At 70.8% G+C, this 19530-nt stretch carries 21 protein-coding genes and 1 riboswitch; of the genes, 13 read left to right on the top strand and 8 right to left on the bottom strand.

Translation table 11 applies throughout. The features are described from left to right. Positions 1-57: 57 nt before the first annotated feature. The 6 genes from gcvH (at position 58) to ACEPPI_RS01340 (ending at position 6410) form a co-directional block, all read left to right on the top strand. Positions 58-441: a glycine cleavage system protein GcvH gene (gene gcvH, locus ACEPPI_RS01315; protein ID WP_030236063.1), complete on the top strand. Its 384-nt coding sequence runs from the start codon at positions 58-60 to the stop codon at positions 439-441. A 17-nt stretch (positions 442-458) separates the two neighbouring features. Then, positions 459-1715, top strand: coding sequence for a serine hydroxymethyltransferase (glyA, locus tag ACEPPI_RS01320; RefSeq protein WP_373913394.1), 1257 nt, complete (start codon positions 459-461; stop codon positions 1713-1715). Between the two features lie 152 nt (positions 1716-1867). Next, positions 1868-3523 carry an APC family permease gene (locus tag ACEPPI_RS01325; protein WP_373913395.1) on the top strand — a complete coding sequence of 552 codons (1656 nt, stop codon included), beginning with the start codon at positions 1868-1870 and terminating at the stop codon, positions 3521-3523. A gap of 146 nt (positions 3524-3669) precedes the next feature. After that, entirely contained in the window at positions 3670-5052 is a 1383-nt protein-coding gene (locus tag ACEPPI_RS01330) for an L-serine ammonia-lyase (protein WP_373913396.1), read from the top strand. 346 nt (positions 5053-5398) lie between these two features. Next, positions 5399-5806, top strand: a complete 408-nt coding sequence (locus tag ACEPPI_RS01335; RefSeq protein ID WP_373913397.1) for an SsgA family sporulation/cell division regulator — start codon at positions 5399-5401, stop codon at positions 5804-5806. A 76-nt stretch (positions 5807-5882) separates the two neighbouring features. Further along, a complete protein-coding gene (locus ACEPPI_RS01340) occupies positions 5883-6410 on the top strand; it encodes a hypothetical protein (protein ID WP_373913398.1) in 528 nt (175 codons plus the stop codon). Positions 6411-6441: 31 nt separating this feature from the next. On the opposite strand, the gene ACEPPI_RS01345 is transcribed toward ACEPPI_RS01340, so the two are convergent. Further along, on the bottom strand, positions 6442-7164 hold the full coding sequence (locus tag ACEPPI_RS01345; protein ID WP_373913399.1) for a flavodoxin family protein: 723 nt from the start codon (positions 7162-7164) through the stop codon (positions 6442-6444). Positions 7165-7278: 114 nt separating this feature from the next. Next, a riboswitch (cobalamin riboswitch) is annotated at positions 7279-7497 on the top strand. Positions 7498-7525: 28 nt separating this feature from the next. On the opposite strand from ACEPPI_RS01345, the gene ACEPPI_RS01350 reads away from it, so the two are divergent. Genes ACEPPI_RS01350 through ACEPPI_RS01370 form a run of 5 tightly spaced genes read left to right on the top strand, consistent with a single transcriptional unit; the run spans position 7526 to position 10751 of the window. Then, on the top strand, positions 7526-8227 hold the full coding sequence (locus tag ACEPPI_RS01350) for an energy-coupling factor ABC transporter permease (protein ID WP_373913400.1): 702 nt from the start codon (positions 7526-7528) through the stop codon (positions 8225-8227). Further along, complete coding sequence (locus tag ACEPPI_RS01355) at positions 8224-8595, top strand: energy-coupling factor ABC transporter substrate-binding protein (RefSeq protein ID WP_373913401.1); 372 nt, start codon at positions 8224-8226, stop codon at positions 8593-8595. Before ACEPPI_RS01350 ends, ACEPPI_RS01355 begins: the two co-directional genes overlap by 4 nt. Positions 8596-8598: 3 nt before the next feature. Further along, positions 8599-9348, top strand: coding sequence for a cobalt ECF transporter T component CbiQ (gene cbiQ / locus ACEPPI_RS01360; RefSeq protein WP_373913402.1), 750 nt, complete (start codon positions 8599-8601; stop codon positions 9346-9348). Next, positions 9339-10169, top strand: coding sequence for an energy-coupling factor ABC transporter ATP-binding protein (locus ACEPPI_RS01365; protein ID WP_373913403.1), 831 nt, complete (start codon positions 9339-9341; stop codon positions 10167-10169). The genes cbiQ and ACEPPI_RS01365 overlap by 10 nt, the downstream gene beginning before the upstream one ends. A 30-nt stretch (positions 10170-10199) precedes the next feature. Then, a complete protein-coding gene (locus ACEPPI_RS01370; RefSeq protein WP_356209809.1) occupies positions 10200-10751 on the top strand; it encodes a PadR family transcriptional regulator in 552 nt (183 codons plus the stop codon). A 76-nt stretch (positions 10752-10827) separates the two neighbouring features. Here the strand turns inward: ACEPPI_RS01370 and ACEPPI_RS01375 are convergent, their stop codons facing one another. After that, positions 10828-11040, bottom strand: a complete 213-nt coding sequence (locus tag ACEPPI_RS01375; protein ID WP_373913404.1) for an EF-hand domain-containing protein — start codon at positions 11038-11040, stop codon at positions 10828-10830. Between the two features lie 254 nt (positions 11041-11294). On the opposite strand from ACEPPI_RS01375, the gene ACEPPI_RS01380 reads away from it, so the two are divergent. Next, complete coding sequence (locus tag ACEPPI_RS01380) at positions 11295-12095, top strand: tRNA-dependent cyclodipeptide synthase (protein WP_373913405.1); 801 nt, start codon at positions 11295-11297, stop codon at positions 12093-12095. After that, a complete protein-coding gene (locus tag ACEPPI_RS01385; RefSeq protein ID WP_373913406.1) occupies positions 12076-13314 on the top strand; it encodes a cytochrome P450 in 1239 nt (412 codons plus the stop codon). Before ACEPPI_RS01380 ends, ACEPPI_RS01385 begins: the two co-directional genes overlap by 20 nt. A gap of 63 nt (positions 13315-13377) precedes the next feature. Here the strand turns inward: ACEPPI_RS01385 and ACEPPI_RS01390 are convergent, their stop codons facing one another. The 6 genes from ACEPPI_RS01390 to ACEPPI_RS01415 all read right to left on the bottom strand — a co-directional run bounded on the left by ACEPPI_RS01390 (position 13378) and on the right by ACEPPI_RS01415 (position 19413). Then, a complete protein-coding gene (locus tag ACEPPI_RS01390) occupies positions 13378-14565 on the bottom strand; it encodes a YncE family protein (RefSeq protein ID WP_373913407.1) in 1188 nt (395 codons plus the stop codon). Next, positions 14562-15341, bottom strand: coding sequence for a polysaccharide deacetylase family protein (locus ACEPPI_RS01395; protein WP_373913408.1), 780 nt, complete (start codon positions 15339-15341; stop codon positions 14562-14564). The genes ACEPPI_RS01390 and ACEPPI_RS01395 overlap by 4 nt, the downstream gene beginning before the upstream one ends. A 396-nt stretch (positions 15342-15737) precedes the next feature. Continuing rightward, positions 15738-16241, bottom strand: coding sequence for an ATP-binding protein (locus tag ACEPPI_RS01400; RefSeq protein ID WP_356209796.1), 504 nt, complete (start codon positions 16239-16241; stop codon positions 15738-15740). Positions 16242-16496: 255 nt separating this feature from the next. After that, positions 16497-17264, bottom strand: coding sequence for an enoyl-CoA hydratase/isomerase family protein (locus ACEPPI_RS01405; protein WP_373913409.1), 768 nt, complete (start codon positions 17262-17264; stop codon positions 16497-16499). A gap of 87 nt (positions 17265-17351) precedes the next feature. Further along, the gene (locus ACEPPI_RS01410; RefSeq protein ID WP_373913410.1) at positions 17352-18602 is read right to left on the bottom strand and encodes an Ig-like domain-containing protein; all 1251 of its coding nucleotides are present in this window, start codon (positions 18600-18602) and stop codon (positions 17352-17354) included. Between the two features lie 112 nt (positions 18603-18714). Then, entirely contained in the window at positions 18715-19413 is a 699-nt protein-coding gene (locus ACEPPI_RS01415; RefSeq protein ID WP_373913411.1) for a L,D-transpeptidase family protein, read from the bottom strand. Between the last annotated feature and the right edge of the window lie 117 nt (positions 19414-19530).

A 19530-nucleotide genomic window follows, 5' to 3' on the forward strand; every position in this document is an offset into this window, starting at 1 on the left:
CTCGGTCCGCGAGACCACTGTTCACATCCACTCCCCCGCATCCAGGAGAATCAGGTCATGAGCAACCCCCAGCAGCTGCGTTACACCAAGGAGCACGAGTGGCTGTCGGACGCCGTGGACGGCGTCGCGACGGTCGGCATCACGGAGTTCGCGGCCAACGCGCTCGGTGACGTCGTCTACGCCCAGCTCCCCGCGGTCGGCGACACCGTCACCGAGGGCGAGACCTGTGGCGAGCTGGAGTCGACCAAGTCGGTCAGCGACCTGTACTCCCCCGTCTCCGGTGAGGTAGTCGAGGCCAACCAGGACGTCGTGGACGACCCGGCGCTCGTCAACACCGCCCCGTTCGAGGGTGGCTGGCTGTTCAAGGTGCGCCTCTCGGAGGAGCCGAAGGACGTGCTCTCCGCCGACGAGTACGCCGCGCTCACCCACTCCGACAACTGACACCCCAGGGGATCCTGATGTCCGTTCTGAACACCCCCCTCCACGAGCTCGACCCGGACGTCGCCGCGGCCGTCGACGCGGAGCTCGTACGCCAGCAGTCGACCCTGGAAATGATCGCGTCGGAGAACTTCGCTCCGGTCGCCGTCATGGAGGCCCAGGGCTCGGTCCTGACCAACAAGTACGCCGAGGGCTACCCCGGCCGCCGCTACTACGGCGGCTGCGAGCACGTCGACGTGGTCGAGCAGATCGCGATCGACCGCATCAAGGCGCTGTTCGGCGCCGAGGCCGCGAACGTCCAGCCGCACTCCGGTGCGCAGGCCAACGCCGCCGCGATGTTCGCGCTGCTCAAGCCGGGCGACACGATCATGGGCCTGAACCTGGCCCACGGCGGTCACCTGACCCACGGCATGAAGATCAACTTCTCCGGCAAGCTCTACAACGTGGTCCCGTACCACGTCGACGAGTCGGGCCAGGTCGACATGGCCGAGGTCGAGCGCCTCGCCAAGGAGTCCAAGCCGCAGCTGATCATCGCCGGCTGGTCCGCGTACCCGCGCCAGCTGGACTTCGCCGCCTTCCGCCGCATCGCGGACGAGGTCGGCGCGTACCTGATGGTCGACATGGCGCACTTCGCCGGCCTGGTCGCCGCGGGTCTGCACCCGAACCCGGTGCCGCACGCCCACGTCGTCACCACCACCACGCACAAGACCCTCGGCGGTCCGCGCGGCGGTGTCATCCTGTCGACGCAGGAGCTGGCCAAGAAGATCAACTCCGCGGTCTTCCCGGGCCAGCAGGGCGGTCCGCTGGAGCACGTGATCGCGGCCAAGGCGGTCTCCTTCAAGGTCGCGGCCTCGCCCGAGTTCAAGGAGCGCCAGGAGCGCACCCTGGAGGGCGCGAAGATCCTCGCCGCCCGTCTGGTCCAGGACGACGTCAAGGCCGTGGGCGTGGACGTCCTCACCGGCGGCACCGACGTGCACCTGGTCCTGGTCGACCTGCGCAACTCCGAGCTGGACGGACAGCAGGCCGAGGACCGTCTCCACGAGGTCGGCATCACGGTCAACCGGAACGCGATCCCGAACGACCCGCGGCCCCCGATGGTCACCTCGGGTCTGCGGATCGGCACGCCGGCGCTGGCCACCCGCGGTTTCGACGCCGAGGCCTTCACCGAGGTCGCCGAGATCATCGCGCAGGCCCTGAAGCCGTCGTACGACGCCGAGGACCTCAAGGCGCGCGTCTCCGCGCTCGCCGCGAAGTTCCCGCTGTACCCGTCGCTCTAACCAGCCGCGGTGGGGCCCGGCCGCGTTTCCACGGGGCCGGGCCCCTTTCGTGACCTAAGTCCCTGGTGGACGCCACCTATCGCCTCTGAAACATCTAAAAAACGGCACATAGGGTCGCAATAAAGGCATCCCCCTCAGGACGGACACCCTCCATGGACATGAGCGCGGCGAACCGGAAGGGGCTCAGCCTCTTCGCGCTGATCATGATCGGCATCGGCTCGATCTTCGGCTCCGGCTGGCTCTTCGGCGCCGGCACGGCCGCCCAGGTCGCGGGCCCGGCGGCGCTCGTCGCCTGGGTCATCGGCGCGGTCTTCATCGGCATGATCGCCATGACCTACGCCGAGGTGGGCGCGGCCTATCCGATTCCCGGCGGCATGGCCCGCTACGGCGCCCTCTCGCACGGCCCGGTGCTCGGCTTCATCACCGGCTGGGCGGTGTGGATCGCGGTCGCCTCGCTGATCCCCATCGAGTCGATCGCCGCGACGCAGTACATGTCCTCGTGGAGCTTCGGCTGGGCCGGGGACCTGGTGGACGCCGGGTCACACGAGCTGACCGCCTTCGGCATGGCGGTGGCGCTCGCGCTGACCGTGCTGCTGTGGCTGTCCTGCTACTGGTCGGTCCAGCTCCTGGCGAAGATCAACGCCGGGCTGACCCTGGTCAAGTTCGCCATCCCGGTCCTCGCCGTGATCGCCCTGGTCGCCTCGGGCTTCCACACGGAGAACTTCAGCGCCCACGGCGGCTTCGCCCCGAACGGCTGGACTGCCGTCCTGACCGCCGTCACCACCTCGGGCGTCGTCTTCGCCTTCAACGGCTTCCAGGCCGTGGTCAACCTCGGCGGGGCCGCCAGGAACCCCGGCCGGGCCATCCCGATCGCCCTGGTCGGCTCGCTCTCCCTGGGCCTGGTGATCTACCTGGCCCTGCAGACGGCCTTCCTGGGATCCGTACCGCCGGAGCACCTGACGCAGGCCGGCGGCTGGGCGGGCGTGAACTTCAACAGCCCCTTCGCCGAGCTCGCCAAGCTGCTGATGATCCACTGGGTCGTGGTGATGCTCCAGTTCGGCGCCTTCATCTCCCCCGCCGGCTCCAACATCGCCAACGTGGCCTCCGCCGCGTACATGGTGCAGAACCTCTCCGAGACGGGCTTCTTCCCCAAGCGGCTCAAGGAGACCCACCCGGTCTACGGCACCGCCCGCCCGGCGATGTGGATGAACCTGGGCTTCTCCGTCCTCCTCCTGGTGACCGTCGGCCACAGCTGGAAGACCCTGGCCCCGGTCATCTCGGCCGCGATGGTGATCTCGTACCTGATCGGGCCGGTCGCGGTCGGCGTCCTGCGCCGCACCAGGCCCGGCCTGCCCCGCCCCTTCCGGCTCCCCGCCGCGAAGGTCCTCTGCCCGCTGACCTTCGTCTTCGCCGCCTGCGCCCTCTACTGGTCGCAGTGGCCCAACACCGGCATCGTCACCGCCCTGACCCTGCTGGCCGCCCCGATCGCCGCCCTGGTCCTGTCCCGCAAGGGCGAACGGGACCTCCTCCGCCAGTTCGCCCCGGCCTGGTGGATCGTCTTCTTCCTGGGCGCCCTGTCCCTCCTGTCCCTCCTCGGCTCCACCGACTTCGGCGGCCGCGGCGTCCTGCCCGGAGGTGTCGACATCGCCCTGGTGGCCGCCATGGCGCTCGTCACGTACTTCTGGGCCGTCCGGGCGGGCGTCAGGGCCCACCGGGCGGGCCTGATCGGCCCGGACCCGCTGCCGGACCGCACCGCAGGCCCCGCCGGGGGCTCCACGACACCGGAGCGCGAGCTGTCTCACGTCTGACGGACCCGTCCGGGAGCCGAACCGTTCATCTCCACGCGATACGCTCGACTGCCGGACAAAATCCGCGGATCCACCCCTCTGATCCACCCCCGGATCCATCTCTCCTGCCCCCCTCCCCACCCACGAGCAGACAAGGGAGTCCGCCAGTGGCCATCTCCGTCTTCGACCTCTTCTCCATCGGCATCGGCCCGTCCTCCTCCCACACGGTCGGCCCGATGCGTGCGGCGCGCATGTTCGCGACGCGGCTGAAGAAGGACGGCGTCCTCGCCCAGACCGCGTCCGTGCGCGCGGAGCTCTTCGGCTCCCTCGGCGCGACCGGCCACGGCCACGGCACCCCCAAGGCGGTCCTGCTCGGCCTGGAAGGGCACTCCCCCCGCACGGTGGACGTCGAGAGCGCCGACGCCGAGGTGGAGCGCATCCGCCAGAGCGGCCGGCTGCGGCTGCTGGGCGCGGAGATAGGCGACGGGCACGAGATCGCCTTCGACGAGCCGAACCAGCTGATCCTGCACCGCCGCCGCTCGCTGCCGTACCACGCGAACGGCATGACCCTCTTCGCCTACGACGAGTCCGGCGCGCCCCTGCTGGAGAAGACGTACTACTCGGTCGGCGGCGGCTTCGTCGTGGACGAGGACGCGGTCGGCGAGGACCGGATCAAGCTCGACGACACCGTGCTGAAGTACCCCTTCCGCTCGGGTGACGAGATGCTGCGGCTCGCCAACGAGACGGGCCTGTCGATCTCCTCCCTGATGCTGGAGAACGAGAAGGCCTGGCGCACCGAGGAGGAGATCCGCGAGGGCCTCCTGGAGATCTGGCGCGTCATGCAGGCCTGCGTCTCGCGCGGCATGTCCCGCGAGGGCATCCTGCCCGGCGGGCTGCGCGTCAAGCGCCGCGCCGCCTCCACGGCGCGCCAGCTGCGCACCGAGGGCGACCCGATGATGCACCGCAGCGAGTGGACGACGATCTACGCGATGGCGGTCAACGAGGAGAACGCGGCCGGCGGCCGGGTCGTCACCGCGCCCACGAACGGCGCCGCGGGCGTCCTGCCGGCGGTCCTGCACTACTACACGAACTTCGTGCCGGGCGCCGACGAGGACGGCGTGGTCCGCTTCCTCCTCGCCGCGGGTGCGATCGGCATGCTCTTCAAGGAGAACGCCTCCATCTCCGGCGCCGAGGTCGGCTGCCAGGGCGAGGTCGGCTCGGCCTGCTCCATGGCGGCCGGCGCCCTCGCCGAGGTCCTGGGCGGCACCCCGGAGCAGGTCGAGAACGCGGCCGAGATCGGCATGGAGCACAACCTCGGCCTGACCTGCGACCCGGTCGGCGGCCTCGTCCAGATCCCCTGCATCGAGCGCAACGGCATGGCCGCCGTGAAGGCCGTCACCGCCGCCAAGATGGCGATGCGCGGCGACGGCAGCCACAAGGTCTCCCTCGACAAGGTCATCAAGACCATGAAGGAGACCGGCGCCGACATGAAGGTCAAGTACAAGGAGACCGCGCGGGGCGGCCTCGCGGTCAACGTCATCGAGTGCTGACCCCGCTGCCGTAAACGGCGGTGGCGCCGTCTGCCGCCGCAGGCCCGTCGAGCCCGCTCTCCCCCGGAGGGCGGGCTCGTGCGCGTCCCGGCTACGATCGGGCCCCACCAGCGAGGAGGCAGTCATGAACACGGCAGAAATGGCGTCAACCGCACTGGATACGGGGGCCTTTGAGCGGTGCGACCCGTTCGCTCCGGCCTCGGCGGAGGCCTTCGGGGGTCCCGGAAACGGGCCCTGCGGCCCGTCCGGCTCGGGACCTTCGGCCCCGGGGAGCGCCGCGAGCGTCGGCTAGCGTGCCCGGAGGGGGTTCGTGAACGCCACCCGCGCGAAGAGAGGCAGAGCCAGCATGGCCACCACCGAACACCGCGTCCTGCCGCTCAGGCTGGAAGCCGCGCCGCTGTCCGTCCCCCTGGTCGGCGCCTTCGTCTACCGCACGGACCGGCCGTACGAGCTGGCCGTCGACTTCCGCGGCGCCGGGGCCCACCTCGCCCACTGGGTGTTCTCGCGCGAGCTGCTGCTCGACGGGCAGACCTGCGCCACCGGCGAGGGCGACATACAGGTGTGGCCGCTGCGGCGGGGCACCGAGCCGCGCGTGTTCCTCGCCTTCAGCAACGGCGTGCAGAGCTGTGTGGTCTCCGCCCGCGCCAAGGACGTGCGCGAGCTGTGCCGGCGGCTCACGGAGCTGGTCCCGCGGGGGCAGGAACGGCGCCACTACGACCTGGACGCGGAGCTGAGCGCCCTGCTCGCGCACTGAGGGAACCGCGGGGCGCCCCACGGGTGTCCTATCCGGTGACAGCCTGTCCCCGTCTCACGAGAATCGGGGGGACGTCATGCGTCACCCGAACCGCCCGCACCGCCGCCGGGCCGTGGCCCTGGCCACGGGTGCCCTGCTCACCGCCGGGCTCGCGCTCGCCGCACCGGCCTCGGCCGCCGCGTCCGCCGCTCCGTCCGCGCGCACCGTGACCCCGCTCGTCGTCAACGCCCGCTGGGGCGGTCACTGCACGTACGACCGGATCGTCATCGACCTCCGGGGCTCCGTGCCCCCGGTCACCGTCACACCCGTCTCCCAGCTGGTCTACGACGGGTCCGGCAAGCCCGTCCCGCTGGCCGGGAAGTACTTCCTGGAGATCCGCCTGCACCCCGCCGCCGGTCACGACGACGCGGGGCAGAACGTCTACCAGGGCCCCAAGCTCCAGAAGATCTCCCTCAGCAAGCTCAAGGGCCTCGCCCTGACCGGCGACTACGAGGGGTACGTGACCTTCGGCGCCGCCTTCGACACCAAGCCCGCCTTCACCACCTCGGTCCTCCACTCGCCCGAGCGGTACGTGGTGGACGTCGCGCACCCGAACACCTGCTGAACCCGGCGGCCCGGCCCGGGACGCCGCACCGCTAGCGGTGTTCCGGGTTCGGGAAGTCGAAGCGGCAGCCCGCGTCCCACAGGGAGCGCTGGTTGCCGTGTGCGGGGATGCCGCCCGCGCGCTTGAGGAGGGCGGCGAGGTGCATGAGGTTCCAGGACATGAAGGCCGTGTTGCGGTTGGTGAAGTCGTTGTCGGGGCCGCCTGATCCGGGATCCAGGTAGGAGGGTCCGGGGCCGGCCTCGCCGATCCAGCCCGCGTCGGCCTGGGGCGGAATGGCGTAGCCCAGGTGCTGGAGGCTGTAGAGGACGTTCATGGCGCAGTGTTTGACGCCGTCCTCGTTGCCGGTGATCAGCGCTCCGCCGACCCGCCCGTAGTAGGCGTACTGGCCGCGGTCGTTGAGCAGGGAGGAGCAGGCGTAGAGCCGCTCGATGACCTGCTTCATGACGGAGCTGTTGTCGCCGAGCCAGATCGGCCCGCAGAGCACGAGGATGTCGGCGTCCATGATCTGGCTGTAGAGGACCGGCCACTGGTCGCTCTCCCAGCCGTGCTCGGTCATGTCCGGCCAGACCCCGGTCGCGATGTCGTGGTCGACGGCCCGCACCAGTGAGGTCCGGGCGCCGGCCGCCTCCATGACGGCACGGCTCTTCACGATCAGGCCCTCGGTGTTGCTGGTCTCGGGCGAGCGCTTGAGGGTGCAGTTGACGTAGACGGCGGAGAGGTCCGAATAGTCGAAGCCCTGGGTGTCGGCAGCCATGCGCCCCACCCTTCCCGGGGCCGGCGGGGGCCGCCAGCGGACCGCGTCCGTCCGGGCCGCGCCGGGTGACGCCCGTACCGGATCCGGCCACCCGAACGGCCGAATCGAGGCGGGTTGTTACCGGTCCGCCCCGGCGACTAGGGTCAGCTGGCCTTGGTGTTCGGGAAACCGGTGGGAAACCGGTGCGGCCCTCGCCACTGTGATCGGGAAGTCCGGCTCTACTCCTGCGGGAAGCCACTGGGCCCGCGCGGGAGACCGCACGGCCCCGGGAAGGCGGAGCCAGGGCATCAGTACCCGTGAGCCAGGAGACCGGCCGGGGCGCGTCGTCCATCCACGAGGTGCTGGAGAGGTCTCTCTACCCATGCATATAGCCGAGGGGTTCCTGCCCCCCTTGCACGCGGTCGCCTGGGGCGCCGCGTCCGCCCCGTTCGTCGTCCACGGAGTCCGCGCCCTCACCCGCGAGGTGAAGGCCCATCCGGAGAGCACGCTGCTGCTCGGGGCCTCGGGGGCGTTCACCTTCGTCCTGTCCGCGCTCAAGATCCCCTCGGTGACGGGCAGCTGCTCTCACCCGACCGGTACCGGGCTCGGCGCCATCCTCTTCCGGCCCCCCATCATGGCGGTGCTCGGCACGATCACCCTGCTGTTCCAGGCCCTGCTGCTGGCGCACGGCGGGCTCACCACCCTCGGTGCCAATGTCTTCTCCATGGCCATCGCCGGACCCTGGGCCGGCTACGCCGTCTACCGGCTGCTGCGGAAGTCCGGTGCGCCGCTGATGGTGACCGTCTTCCTGGGGGCCTTCTTCGCCGACCTCGTCACCTACTGCGTGACCTCCGTCCAGCTGGCGCTGGCCTTCCCGGACCCGGGCAGCGGCTTCCCGGGCGCGCTGGAGAAGTTCGCGGGGATCTTCGCCCTGACGCAGATCCCGCTCGCGGTCAGCGAGGGGCTGCTGACTGTGCTCGTGATGCGCCTGCTGATGCAGTCCAGCAGGTCGGACCTGGTCCGGCTCGGGGTCGCGAAGCTGACCGGCGCGGCCGGCGCGCAGCAGGGGGCGGCGGTCCGATGACCCGCAACGCGAAGATCAACACCCTGCTGCTGTTCCTGGTGGCCGCCCTGGCCGTGCTCCCGCTCGCGCTGGGGCTCGGCGACGGCAGGGAGGAGCCGTTCGCGGGCGCCGACGCGCAGGCGGAGTCGGCCATCACCGAGCTGAAGCCCGACTACGAGCCCTGGTTCTCGCCGCTGTACGAACCCCCGTCCGGGGAGATCGAGTCGGCGCTGTTCGCCCTCCAGGCGGCGCTCGGCGCGGGCGTGCTCGCGTACTACTTCGGCGTGCGCAAGGGTCGCCGGCAGGGCCTCGCCCAGGCGGCCGCGGCCTCCGCGGCCCCGGGCGGGCCCGCCACCGGGTCCGCCACCACGACCGTGGCGGAGTCGTAAGCGGTGCTGCCGATCGACGTGGCGGCGCACGGCAGCCGCTGGCGGCGCCGTCACCCCCTGGAGAAGGCCCTGCTGGGACTCGGCCTGACCGTCACCGCCGTGTGCCTGCCGCCCTGGCCCGGCGGGCCGCTGGTCGCCGCGGCGACCCTGGCCGTGCTGCTCGGCCCGGCCGGCGTGGCGGGGCGGCAGCTGTGGCGGGCCTTCCGGGTGCCGCTCGGCTTCTGCGTGACCGGGGCGCTGCCGCTGCTGGTGTCGCTGGGCGGGCCCGCCGGATTCGTCTCCCTGGCGCCGGACGGACCCCGGCACGCCGGGGAGCTGCTGCTGCGCACCTCGGCGGCCTCGCTCGGCGTGCTCCTGTTCGCGTTCACCACCCCCGTCTCGGACGTACTGCCACGTCTGGTGCGGGCGGGGGTGCCCGCCCCCGTGGTGGACGTGGCCCTCGTGATGTACCGGATCGGCTTCCTGCTGCTGGACTCGATGGCGCAGGTCCGCCGGGCGCAGGCGGCCCGGCTCGGGCAGAGCGGCCGGGCGGCGGTGTGGCGTTCCCTGGCCGGGCTCGCGGCGACCTCCTTCGTCCGGGCCTTCGACCGCGCGGGCCGGCTCCAGGAGGGGCTGGCCGGGCGCGGCTACGACGGCGCGCTGCGGGTGCTCGTCCCGCGAGCGGCGCTGTCCTGGCGGTTCCTCGCGGCCACCGCCGCCCTGCTGACCGTCCTGGTCGCGGGGACCCTCGTACTGAAGGAGCTGTGGCTGTGACCGTGGTGGTGGAGCTGGCCGGGGCGGGCTATGCCTACGAGGACGGGCCGGCCGTGCTGTCCGGCGTGGACTTCGGGATCGAGCGGGGCCGCGCGCTGGTCCTGCTCGGCCGCAACGGCAGCGGCAAGACCACGCTGATGCGGCTGCTGAGCGGGGGCCTGCGGCCCGGTACCGGCGAGCTGCGCCTGGACGGCGCGCGGGTGGCGTACGACCGGGCGGGGCTGACCCGCCTGCGGACCTCGGTGCAGCTGGTGGTCCAGGACCCGGACGACCAGCTGTTCGCGGCCTCCGTCGAACAGGACGTTTCCTTCGGTCCGATGAACCTGGGGCTGGCGGAGCCGGAGGTCCGCGCGCGGGTCGACGCCGCCCTGGCCGCCCTGGACATCACCGCGCTGCGGGACCGCCCCACCCACCTGCTCTCGTACGGGCAGCGCAAGCGCGCGGCGATCGCGGGGGCGGTGGCCATGGCGCCGCGGGTGCTGATCCTGGACGAGCCGACGGCCGGGCTGGACCCGGACGGTCAGGAGCGGCTCCTGGACGTGCTGGCGGGGCTGCGGTCGGACGGCACCACGGTGGTCATGGCCACGCACGACGTGGACCTGGCGGTCCGCTGGGCGGACGACGCGGCGGTGCTGACCCCGTCGGGCATCCGGACCGGCCCGGCTCCCGAGCTGCTGTCGGATCCGGGGCTGCTGGCCTCGGCGGGACTGCGCCAGGCCTGGTCCCCGGCGGTGACGGCCTTCCTGCGCGCCCGCGGCCTGCTGTCCGAGGACGCCCCGGGCCCCCGCACCCCGGAGGCCCTGGCGGGCTTGCGTCCCTGACGGGCGCGCCCCCGACCGTAAACTCCCCCCATGTCGCTGCCGCACGCCATCCTCACCGCCCTGCTGGAGAAGCCCTCGTCGGGGCTGGAGCTGACCCGGCGGTTCGACAAGTCGATCGGGTACTTCTGGTCGGCGACCCACCAGCAGATCTACCGGGAGCTCGGGCGGCTGGAGGAGGCCGGGCTGATCCGGGAGCTGCCCAGCGAGGTCCCGGTGCGGGGGCAGAAGAAGGAGTACGAGGTGCTGCCCGACGGCAGCGCGGAGCTGGCCCGCTGGGTGGACGAGAGCCAGGACCCCAAGCCGATGCGTGACGCGCTGCTGTTGCGGCTGCGCGCGGCGGGGGTGGTGGGGCTGCAGGGGCTCGGTCCGGAGCTGCGGCGCCATCTGGAGCTGCACCGGGAGCAGCTGGCGAAGTACGAGGCGATCGAGGCCAAAGACTTCCCGCCGGGCCGGGACGCGGTGGAGGACCGGCTGCGTCGGCTCGTGCTGCACGGCGGCATCGCCCTGGAGGGGTTCTGGCTGAGCTGGCTGCGGGAGGCCCTCGCGGAGGTCGAGGCCATGGAGGGCACGTCCGGGGCCTGACGTGCGCGGAGGGCTCGGACGGCGCGGGGCCGGACCGCGCCCCCGCCCCGGCAGGGGGGCGGGGGCGGCGCGGGGCCTACTTGTTCAGGGCGGCCCAGAACTCGTCGAAGCTCATCAGGCCGTCGCCGTTGGAGTCCTTGGAGGCGATCACGGCGTCCGCGACCGAGGCGGTGACGAACGCGTCGCCCATCGCCTTCATGGCCGCGCTGTACTCGTCGGCCGTGACGAAGCCGTCACCGTTCACGTCGAACTTGTTGAACGTCGCCCGTGCGCTCTCGATGTCCGCCACTGGGTCCACCCCTTCTTGGTGCTTGTTGACCGGCTCAGGGTAGCGGCACCCCGGAGGGGGCGTCGCCGCGGGTCCCGTTCGACCGGCAGAAAGAAATTCAATTACCCTTCCGTAACGCGGAAGCGATAATTCCAGCCAACAATTCCGCCGAACACTTGTCACGCTCCGGGATCACGGCATAACGTACCGACATTGCCGCCACACCAGGAGCGCAGGGCTCCCAGGGACAAGCAGCAACAAGGGCGATCAAACAGGTGACGATCACAGCTGACGCATCATTCGAAGTTCTGCCCTTCACCCGCACCTGCCGCCACATCTGGGAAGACGGCGACCATGTGCTGATCGGAGTGAGCCCCGGCAACAGCTACTTCAGCTCCGAACGCATATCAAGCCTCGCCAGATGGGCCACGACCCGCTTCGCGCAGGTCGACTTCGTCTACGCAGACCTCCATGTAGACCGGATGTTCGCCGCTTTCGGCTACACCCGCGAGCATGCGGAGAAGCGTTCGGCGAAGGAAATCAAGGCGGTCCGGAGAAGGATTCTCAAAGGCGTCGAGGAATCAGGACCTCAGCATGCCGAGATCCGGGTGAGGGCCCTTTCGGAGTTCCAGTCGAACCCCGTTTACCAACTACTGCACCGACGCGTTCTGTACTTCTTGGAGACCGACGACGTATTCCGCAAGGGCTGCGAGGAGATGGCCCTTCATTTTGTCGGCTCGAAGTTGCCGGAAGGTGAATCCATCACCGACGCGCAGTTGCAGGTCTGTTTCGATTACATGGCGGCGGAGCTGCCCTTCTTCGTGGACACCCCGAGCATTCTCGACGTGCCGTCCTCGGTGGCGGCCTACCACGTCAAGATGCCGATGACCGACGTCCTCTTCGCGCGGGGCGGGGGCCTGCGCGCGACCCGCAACCAGGCGTACGCCGTCGTGCGCCCCGAGGCCGACGGGTCCACGCCCCCCGCACCGCCGCACGACACCACCGCGCGGGACACCACCCCCGCGCAGAGCACCGCACCGACCGAGAGGACCGTCGATGAGCGTCGAGCAGCTTGAGGGCACGGAGGAGCGGGAGCCCCTCCTGGACTTCCCCCTCTCCCGGCGCGGTGACGTGCTCCCCGAGGAGTGCTCCTGGCTGCGCGAGAAGGCTCCGGTCGCCCGGGTCCGGACCCTCACCGGGGACCCGGCCTGGCTCGTGAGCAGCTACGCGCTGGCCAAGCAGGTGCTGGAGGACGAGCGCTTCAGCCTCAAGGACACCGCCAACGCCGGGGCGCCCCGCCAGTACGCGCTGACGATCCCGCCCGAGGTCGTCAACAACATGGGCAACATCAACAGCGCCGGGCTGCGCAACGCGGTGATGAAGGCGCTCAACCCGCGCCAGAAGGGTCTCCAGGACTTCCTGCGCGCCACGGCCGGGGAGCTGATCGAGGCCCTGGTCGCCGAGGGCGGGCCGGCCGATCTCCGGGCGGGGTTCGCCGACCCCTTCTCGGCGGCCCTGCACTGCCAGGTGCTGGGCGTGCCCTTCGAGGACTGGCGGCGGCTGATGTCGGGGCTGGACGTCGCGTTCATGACCGCCCGCGAGCCCTTCGCCGACTCCGCGCTCAACTGGTACAAGGACGTCGGCTACTTCGCCGACGCGTTCAGGGCGCAGCTGGCGCGGCCCGCCGAGGAGCGTACGGGGCTCCTCGGAAAGTTCGCCGGACTGCGGGAGGCCGACCCGGAGTCGGCCCACCTGACGGACGAGATGTTCGCGACGGTCGCCGTCTCGCTCTTCGGCGCGGGCGCGGTCTCCACGTCCGCGTTCCTGGTCCTGGCGGTCCTCGCCCTGCTCCAGCGGCCGGAGCTCATCGGGTACCTGCGCGAGCACCCGGAGCGCATGGGCAAGGCCGTGGACGAACTGCTGCGCTGGAACCTGTCCGTGGGCGACGGCCTGCCTCGCCTCGCGATGGCGGACGTCCAGGTCGGGGACGTGCTGGTGAAGGAGGGCGAGCTGGTGCTCGTCCTGCTGGAGGGGGCCAACTTCGACCCGGAGGCCTTCGAGCGCCCGGACGAGCTGGACCTGGAGCGGGAGAGCGCCAACACCCACCTCGCCTTCGGCGCCGGCCGGCACTTCTGCCCGGCGTCCGCGCTGGGCCGCGCGCACGCGGAGATCGCCCTGGAGGTGCTGGTCGAGCGACTGCCCGAACTGCGCCTGGCCGTGCCCGCGGAGAACCTCGTCTGGCGGACCGGGTTCATCAAGCGGCTGCCCGAGCGGCTGCCCGTCGCCTGGCAGTGAACCTCATGGAGCCGGTGTCCCGGGAGCTGTGCGAGCTCCCGGGGCACCTCCGTGCGTCCGGGTCTAGCGGAAGATGCCGGTGTGGCCGAGGGAGTAGCGGCCGGGCTGCGGGTACACGGCGAGGCCGTGCGGGCCGCCGCCGACCGGGATCCTGGCCAGCTCCTTGCCGGTGACGGTGTCGATCGCGTAGACCTCGGAGTTGTAGCGGCCCGACAGCCAGAGCACCTTGCCGTCCGCGGAGACCCCGCCCATGTCGGGGCTGCCGCCGTCGGGCAGCTCCCACTTCTTGGTGAGCTTGTTCTGCTTGAAGTCGAAGACGGAGATGGTGCCCTCACCCCGGTTGGAGACGTACATCTCCCTGGAGTCGCGGCTGACGTACAGCCCGTGGCAGCCCTTGCCGGTGGGCAGCAGCTTGGGCACGTCGAACTTGTCGCCGCTGAGCACCCACATGCCGTGCGCCATCATGTCCGCGACGTAGAAGGTCTTTCCGTCGGGGGAGATCTTCACGTCCTGCGGCATCGCTCCCTCGAAGGGGAGTTTCTGCTGGCCGACGACCTCCATCTTCTCGGTGTCGACCTTGAGGAGTTCTCCGGAGAACTCGCAGCTCACGATGAAGTAGCGGCCGTCCGAGGAGAAGTCGGCGTGATTGACGCCGAAACAGGTCACCGGGACGGTTTTCACGCGGTTCATGGTGTGCGGATCGCGGAAGACCAGTTCGCGGTCCATGGACGCCATCACGACGGCGTACTTCCCGTTCGGGGTGAAGTACAGGTTGTACGGGTCGTGCACCTCCACGGGTTCACCGGCCTCGCCGGTGGCCGGGTTGATCGGGGTGAGGGTGTGGCCGCGGTTGTTGTTGACCCACAGGGTCTTCATGTCCCAGGACGGCACCACGTGCTGCGGCTGGACGCCGACCGGAATGGTGTCGATGACCTTGTAGGTGGCCGGGTCGATGACGGACACCGTGTTGGAGTTGGTGTTGGGGACGTAGACGCGGGACGGGAAGTCCTTGACCACCGGGGACAGCTGGTTCGGCCGGTCCGCCGCGTACACGTCGTTGGGGTCGAGCACCGGAGGCATCCCGGGCAGTCCGGGCGGGACGGCCGGGACGGCCTTGACCGGTTGGGCCGGCCCCTTGGAACCGAGCGCCTCGGGCTCGCCCTTCCCGCCGGATCCGCAGCCCGCCAGGGCGGCGAGGACGAGTCCGGCGAGGAGCGCGGTGGCCTTCCGTGGAAGGCGGTTCGTCGTCATGAGGTCAGCAGCTCCGTGGTGGTCACCGCGCGCAGCTTGCGGCGCGCGAGTTCTTCGAGGAGGGGCGGCATCGCGTCGACCGTGTCCGCGTAGCCGAAGTGCAGGCTCACCACCGATCCGCCGTGGATCGTCCCGGTGACGTTGCGGATGACGGCCGCGGCACCGGGTGAGGTGAAATCGAGTGAGTCCACGTCGTACGAGAGGACGTGCGGGTACCCCGCCCGCTGGGCCAGCTTCTGGACGAGCGGGGAGGCGTACTGGGTCTGGGAGGGGCGGAACCAGGTGCCGATCGAGCCGGTGAGGCGCTTGAGGCGCTCGGCGCAGCCGGTGATCTCGGCGTAGGCCTCCGCCTCGGGCAGGTCGTTGACGGCGAGGTGGCGCTGGGTGTGGTTGCCCAGTTCGTGGCCGCCGTCCAGGACGCGGCGGGCCATGTCGGGGTGGGCGTCGAGCCAGGTGCCGATGGCCAGGACGGTGACCCGCGCACCCCCCTTCTCCGCCTCGGCGAGGACGGCGCGGGCGATGGCGGGGTCCCCGTTGCCGTGGAAGGTCAGGGCGACCTCCGGACGGTCGCGCGGACCGTGCCCGATCTCCACGGGCTGGCCGGCGAAGCGGCGGGGTGCGGGGGCGGGGCCGGCCGGGGCGGGCTTGGCCCGGACCGGGCCGGCGGACGGTGCGGGACCCGTGGCGGGCCGGTCCGCGGCGCAGCCGGCGGTGAGGCCGGCCAGGACGGCGGTGCCCGCGCGCAGGGCCGCGCGGCGGCCTGGAGGTGAGAACACCTGCCCATTTAAGAGGTGAATGGGCGAGAAGATAACGATTGACCCAATTCGGGACCCATGCGGCCCGCGTGTCGGGAGTACGACTGTCCGCTATGTGATCAACGATTTACGCAGGGCGGTCGATATTTATTCACTGAATGAGAGGTGAGTGGCTCACCTCACCTAAGATTTAGATGAATACTCTTAGGATATGCACACTTATGTCCGAGTAGGGACTTTTGGCGTTTGGACCCTCGTCTGCCATAGTCGGAACCACGGCTTCCCTTTGACCCGAGCGAAGTCTTCCGCCGAGGATCACACACCCCATCGATCCTCGGCGCACCCATGGAACCCCCGCAGCGCCCCATCACGGCGACAGGGGGTTTCTGGCGTTTCAGGGGTCCCTGGTGCTGTGGCCTAGCGGTCGGCGACGCGCATCTCGAACCAGGTGATCTTGCCCCGCGGCAGCAGGTCGGCGCCCCAGCGGTCGGACAGCTTGTCGACGAGGAAGAGCCCGCGGCCCGTCACGTCCAGCTCGTGGACCGGCATCAGGCAGGGCAGCCCGCGCGAGGGGTCGCGCACCTCCACGCGGATCCAGCCGCGCCGGCGCAGCATCCGTAAGCCGAAGGTGCGCGCCCCGGTGTGGCGCACGGCGTTGCCGACGAGCTCCGAGACCAGCAGGACGGTGTGCTCGGCGATCTGCGGCGAGAGGCCCCAGAAGCGGATCACCACGCTCTGCGTCAGCCGGCGGGCCGTGCTCGCCGACTCCGGCATGGACGGCAGCGTCACTTCGCCCTCGGCCGGATTCCCGTACCTCTCCAGCGCCTTGAGGCCCAGTTCCTCCTCGACCGCCGCCGTGAGCCGCACGGCCGGCGCGCCGACGCGCTGCCGCGGTTGTTCCACACCCTCCAGGCCCGCCATGCACCCATCATGGACGGCCGACGCACCCGTCCGGGCCGTTCCACGGGAAAACACCCCCCGGGATCAGCCCTCCCGGAGGGTCGCCACGGCATATGCACTGGGCAATCGGAGGCCCGTGTGGTCGACTTGACCTGCGATGACAGTCCGCTGTGCCGTGATCACCGCCAGTGGATCAAGCGTTCTGCTTAAGGGTGCCTTAAGGCCTGGCTAATCCACCCGCAGGGGTTCTCCGCCACCGCGCCCCGACGGCGCCGGCTAGACGAACTTGGCTTTGCCCGGGCCCTCTTCGACGAAGCTGCGCATGCCGCGCTCGCGGTCCTCGGTGGCGAACAGGCCCGCGAACCAGTTGCGTTCGATGGTCAGGCCGGTGTCGATGTCGGCCTCCAGGCCCGCGTCCACGCACTCCTTCGCGGCGCGCAGGGCGATCGCCGGGCCCTGGGCGAGCTTCGCGGCCCACGCATGCGCCTGCTCGTACACCTCGGCGGCGGGCACGATCCGGTCCACCAGACCGATTGCGAGGGCCTCGTCGGCCTTGACCATGCGGCCGGTGAAGATGAGGTCCTTGGCCTTGGACGGGCCGACCAGCCGGGACAGCCGCTGGGTGCCGCCGGCGCCCGGGATCAGGCCCAGCAGGATCTCGGGCTGGCCGAGCTTGGCGTTGTCGGCGGCGATCCGGTAGTCGGCGCAGAGCGCGAGCTCGCAGCCGCCGCCCAGCGCGTATCCGGTGATCGCGGCGACGACGGGCTTGGGGATCCGGGCGACGGCCGTGAAGGCGTCCTGGAGGGCGCGGGACCGGGCGACCATCGCCGCGTGGTCCATCGTCTGCATCTCCTTGATGTCCGCGCCGGCCGCGAACACCTTCTCCCCGCCGTAGAGGATCACCGCGCGCACGTCGGCGCGGTCGGTGGCCTCCACCGCGAGCTCGCGCAGCCGGTCCTGGGTGGCGATGTCCAGGGCGTTCATGGGCGGGCGGTCCAGCAGGATGGTGCCGACGCCTTCGGAGACTTCGAGAGAGATGGTCATACGGGGAAGGTTAGCGCCGGTTAACGTCAGGTGGCCCGGTGCTGTGGGTCACAGCACCGGGCCACCTCGACTACGTGGGGAGGGGTACTACTTGGTCCACTCCGCCCAGTCCATGTTCCAGCCGTTGAGGCCGTTGTCCGGGGCGATCTGCTTGTCCTTGGAGTTCTTCACGACGACCACGTCGCCGATCAGGGACTCGTTGTAGAACCAGGCCGCGGGGGTGCTGTCGTCACCGGCTCCGCGCTCGTCCTCCAGGCCGACGCAGCCGTGGCTGACGTTCTCCGAGCCGAAGGTGCTGGAGGGGGCCCAGTAGTTGCCGTGGACGAAAGTGCCGGAGTTCGACAGCCGCATCGCGTGCGGGACGTCGGAGATGTCGTACTCGCCGCCGAAGCCGACGGTGGCGCCGTTCATCCGGGTCACCTTGTACTTCTCGCTGATGACCATCTGCCCGTTGTAGGTGGTCGTCGCCGGGGCGCCCGCGGTGATCGGGATGTCCTTGAGGACCTGGCCGTCACGGACGACCTGCATGGTGTGCGCGCTCGCGTCGACGGTGGTGACCTGCGAGCGGCCGACGGTGAAGGTGACCGTACGGGTCTGCTTGCCGTAGACCCCGGGGCGGCCCTCGACGCCGTCGAGGGCGAGCTTCACGGTGACCTTGGTGCCCGCGGCCCAGTACTTCTCGGGACGGAAGTCGAGCCGGTCGTTGCCGAACCAGTGGCCCTCGACCTTCACGGACGGCTCCGCCGTCACGGTGATGGCCTTCTCGACGGCCTCCGTGTTGGTGATGCCGCGCGTGAAGTTGATGGAGACCGGCATGCCCACGCCGACGGTCGAACCGTCCTCCGGCGTGTAGTGGCCTACGAAGGTGTTCTGGGGGGTGAGGGTGGTGAAGGTGGTGTCCTTGGCGGACTCCCGGCCGGCCTCGTCCTTGGCGACCGCGTGCACCTTGTACTCGGTGGCGGCGGCCAGGTTGCGGGCGGGCTCCCAGCTCGCGCCGTCACCGGCCAGCTTGCCCTCCACCGCGTTGCCCTTGGTGTCGGCGACCGTCACCGTGGTCAGCTTGCCGCCGGCGCTGGAGATCTTCAGGATGCCGCTCGTCGCGACCTCCTTGGCCCCGTCGTCCGGCTTGACGCTCACCACGGCCTTGGACGCCTCGGTGCCGGTCTTGGCACCGGCGACCGTCCCCTTGGCGTCGTTCCCGCCGCTGCCCCCGCTGTTGCTTCCGCCGCCGCCGCTGCAGGCGCTGGTGAGCAGCAGGGCCGCTCCCAGCAGAAGGGCCGGCAGGCCGGTGCGGGCGCGGCCGCGTATCGGCTGCAGGTTCACTCGTGTTCTCCCCATGTCCCCCGCGCGCGGGCAGTCGCGCGCATGTCGACAGGAAATCACATGGGTGAACCACGAAAAGGCACGGTCATGTCACCGTTCCGTCCCAAGTGGGACGTACGGCGGTGTGTCAGCCTTCGGTCCCGGGCTTGGTACCCCAGACGTAGACCACGTCCCCCTCCGTCAGCAGGTTCCACAGACGTTCGGCGTTCGCGAGCGAGAGGTTGACGCAGCCGGCCGATCCGCCGTGCGCGTACAGGTCGCCGCGGCGCCCGTGCAGGGCCTGGCCCCCGTCGAAGAACTGGGCGTACGGCATCGGGGAGTCGGGGTAGAGCGTGGAGACGTGGTCCTTGTGCCGCCAGTAGATCTCGTGGCGGCCGGTACGGGTCTCCTGGTCGTCGCGGCCGGTACGGACGGGCACGGGCGCGAAGACCACGCGGCGGCCCTCCTGGACCCACAGGAGCTGGCGGTCCAGGTCCACGCACGTGACGCGGTCCTCGTCGACGGGGCAGCGGCCCGCGGCGTTGGGGGTCGCGCGGGCGGCGACGGCCGTCATCGTGCGGAACGTGGCGAGGCCGGCGTAGCCGTCGGCGGGGGTGAGGCGGTTCGCGCGCTGGAAGGCGCGGACGGCGGTGCAGTCGCCCGGCGACTGCACCCCGTCGACCTTCCGGTGCAGGTGGGCCTCCAGCTCCCGTTGGTAGGGGCCGGTCCCGGCGGTGCAGGCCGTCTCGGGGTCGGGGGCGGCTGCGAGCGCCGGGCCCGGCAGGACCAGGAGGGCGAGGAAGGCGGCCAGGACGGCCGTGGATCCAGTCGCCTGACGTACGGTCATCGGTCCTCCTCGGGTCCGCCCGCCGGACCTCGCGACCCAGCCAACCCGCGCGGGCGGGGAGCCGCCCGCGCGGCTGCGCCGGTGGGGTCAGGGGTCCACTCCACCGGCGCAGCGGGA

The organism is Streptomyces sp. AB3(2024), assembly GCF_041862025.1.
GTDB lineage: Bacteria > Actinomycetota > Actinomycetes > Streptomycetales > Streptomycetaceae > Streptomyces.